A 2,805-nucleotide genomic window follows, 5' to 3' on the forward strand; every position below is an offset into this window, starting at 1 on the left:
CGGAAGGCCCCGGAGCGGGCCAAGCGGGAGCGGCCGGATCCGCAGGGCGGCTCCGCGACCTGATCGGGGCGCGCCGCGTTGTGCGCCAGCCGCGCATAAGCTAGACCGCGATACCCGCGGCTGCCCCCCGGCTGCAGGAAACTGGCCGCGTCTGACTGGTCGTCGCGCCGCCCCCGAGGAGGCTCCATGGACCGCATCCGCATTGTCGGCGGCGCGCCGCTGTTCGGCCGCATCCCGATCTCCGGCGCCAAGAACGCGGCCTTGCCGCTGATGATCGCGAGCCTGCTGACGCCCGAGACGCTGACGCTCGAGAACGTCCCGCGGCTCGCCGACGTCGCTCTGCTCAAGCGCATCCTCGGCAATCACGGCGCCGAGGTCACGGTCGAGGGCAAGCGGCCGGCGCAGGATGAATTCACCGGCGACACGGTGCGCCTCACCGCGCGCGAGATCGTCGACACCACCGCCCCCTATGATCTCGTCTCCCGGATGCGGGCGAGCTTCTGGGTGCTCGGCCCGCTGCTGGCCCGAATGGGCGAGGCGAAGGTCTCGCTGCCCGGCGGCTGCGCGATCGGCACGCGGCCGGTCGACTTCTTCCTGTCGGGCCTCCGGGCGCTCGGCGCCGAGATCGAGATCGACCGCGGCTATGTGCTGGCCAAGGCCCCGAAGGGACTCGTCGGCGGCCGCGTCGACTTCCCGAAAGTCTCGGTCGGCGCGACCCATGTCGTGCTGATGGCCGCGGCGCTGGCGCGCGGCGAGACCGTGATCGAGAACGCGGCGCGCGAGCCCGAGATCGTGGATCTGGCCGACTGCCTGATCAAGATGGGCGCGAAGATCGAAGGCGCCGGCGGTTCCGTGATCCGCATCGAGGGCGTCGGCTCGCTCGGCGCCGCCCGTCACCGGGTGCTGCCTGACCGGATCGAGACCGGCACCTACGCGATCGCGGTCGCGATGGCCGGCGGCGACGTCGTGCTCGAGGGCGCGCGGCACGATCTTCTGGAGTCCGCCTTCGACGTTCTGGTCGAGGCCGGCGCCCAGATCTCGACCACCAATGAAGGCGTCCGGGTCGCCCGCAACGGCCATGGCGTCGCTCCGGTGCGGGTCACCACCGCGCCGTTCCCGGGCTTCCCGACCGACCTGCAGGCGCAGCTGATGGCGCTCACGGCTCAGGCCAAGGGCTCCTCGTCGATCACCGAGACGATCTTCGAGAACCGCTTCATGCACGTGCAGGAGCTCGTCCGCCTCGGCGCCAAAATCCATCTCGACGGCGACACCGCCGTCATCGAGGGCGTCGAGAAGCTGACCGGCGCGCCCGTGATGGCCACCGACCTCAGGGCGTCGGTGTCGCTGGTGATCGCTGGACTTGCGGCCGAAGGTGAGACGATCGTCAACCGCGTCTACCACCTCGACCGCGGCTTCGAGCGGCTCGAGGCCAAGCTCTCACGCTGCGGCGCGACCATCGAGCGGTTATCGAGCTAACCGCAACGGCGCGTCGCCGGAGCGCGATCCGGCGACGCGCCTGCGTCGTCTCAGCCGACCGTCACGCGTAGCTCGCCGACGCCCTCGACCTGGCCGTGCAGCCGGTCGCCGCGCGCGACCGGGCCGACGCCCGCAGGCGTCCCGGTGAAGATCAGGTCGCCGGGCGCCAGCTCGAACAGCCGCGACAGATAGGCGATCATCTCCGGGACGGTCCAGATCAGCTGGTCGAGGTCACCGGTCTGGCGGCGCTCGTCATTGACGTCGAGCGTCACGGCGCCCTTCGCCGGATGGCCGATCTCGGACGCGCGGGCGAGCGGCCCGCAGGGCGCGGCGTGGTCAAAGGCCTTGCCGACCTCCCAGGGCCGCGCGAGCTTCTTCGCCTCCGCCTGCAGATCGCGCCGCGTGAAGTCGATCCCGACGCCGTAGCCGAAGACGAGGTTCAGCGCTTCCGCTTCGGGGACGTCCCGCCCGCCTTTCTCCAGCGCCACGACCATCTCGATCTCGTGGTGCACGTCCGACGTCTCGGTCGGGTAGGGAAAGGTCCCTCCGTCCGGCAGCAGCGCGTCCGGGGTCTTCATGAAGAAGAACGGCGGCTCCCGGTCCGGGTCGTGGCCCATCTCGACGGCGTGAGCGGCGTAGTTCCGCCCGACGCAATAGACTCGCCGGGCGGGGAACAGCGAAGAGGTTCCCAGCACCGCGACGGCGGGCTGCTGAGGCGGGGGAAACACGTAAGACGGCATGGTTGGGCTCCCGATTCCGCTCGCACCATGCGGCGGCTGCGGCGCGTCGCAAAGCCATGATCTTCGCGCCCCCACTGGACCGGGATCGGGGGCGCGCCCTAGAACAGGCGCTCCCGCGGCCAGACACGACGGTCTCATGGACATTTCAGGCTCCCACCGCCTCCCGGCGCCGCGCGCCACAGTCTGGGCGGCGCTCAACGATCCGGCGATCCTGAGGGACTGCCTGCCGGGCTGCGAGCGGCTGGAGAGGAGCTCCGAGGACGTCTTCGAGGGCGCGGCGTCGGCGAAGATCGGGCCGATCAAGGGGGATTTCGCCGGCTCGGTCACCCGCTCCGACGTGACCGCTCCGGAGCGTTTCACGCTTCAGGGCGAGGGCGACGGCGGCGCGGCGGGCTCGGCCAAGGGACGGGCCGAGGTGACGCTGAAGGAAGAGGCCGGCGAGACCGTCGTGAGCTACGCCGCGCAGGCCGATCTCACCGGCAAGATTTCGCAGCTCGGCGCACGGCTGGTGACGGGCTTTGCGCGCAAGACCGCCGAGACCTTCTTCGAGCGGCTGGCGGAGCGGCTCGCGCAGGCGCCCGTGGCCGCG

The 2,805-nt window shown here is 71.1% G+C and carries 3 protein-coding genes; 2 read left to right on the forward strand and 1 reads right to left on the reverse strand.

Annotated features, from left to right (window positions below):
* Window positions 1-186: 186 nt before the first annotated feature.
* Window positions 187-1,476: a UDP-N-acetylglucosamine 1-carboxyvinyltransferase gene (murA, locus tag ACIKT0_RS16455; protein ID WP_407106462.1), complete on the forward strand. Its 1,290-nt coding sequence runs from the start codon at window positions 187-189 to the stop codon at window positions 1,474-1,476.
* A gap of 50 nt (window positions 1,477-1,526) precedes the next feature.
* Here the strand turns inward: murA and ACIKT0_RS16460 are convergent, their stop codons facing one another.
* On the reverse strand, window positions 1,527-2,216 hold the full coding sequence (locus ACIKT0_RS16460) for a fumarylacetoacetate hydrolase family protein (protein ID WP_407106463.1): 690 nt from the start codon (window positions 2,214-2,216) through the stop codon (window positions 1,527-1,529).
* A gap of 136 nt (window positions 2,217-2,352) precedes the next feature.
* Here ACIKT0_RS16460 and ACIKT0_RS16465 point away from each other — a divergent pair.
* Window positions 2,353-2,805: SRPBCC family protein (locus tag ACIKT0_RS16465; protein WP_407106464.1), on the forward strand; the 453-nt coding region annotated here is incomplete at its 3' end.

The organism is Hansschlegelia beijingensis (assembly GCF_045505405.1).
GTDB lineage: Bacteria > Pseudomonadota > Alphaproteobacteria > Rhizobiales > Methylopilaceae > Methylopila > Methylopila beijingensis_A.

Bases quoted from the DNA above. Each gene is read 5' to 3' on its own strand.
- murA (WP_407106462.1), top strand. From the start codon at position 187: ATGGACCGCATCCGCATTGTCGGCGGCGCGCCGCTGTTCGGCCGCATC.
- ACIKT0_RS16460 (WP_407106463.1), bottom strand. From the start codon at position 2,216: ATGCCGTCTTACGTGTTTCCCCCGCCTCAGCAGCCCGCCGTCGCGGTG.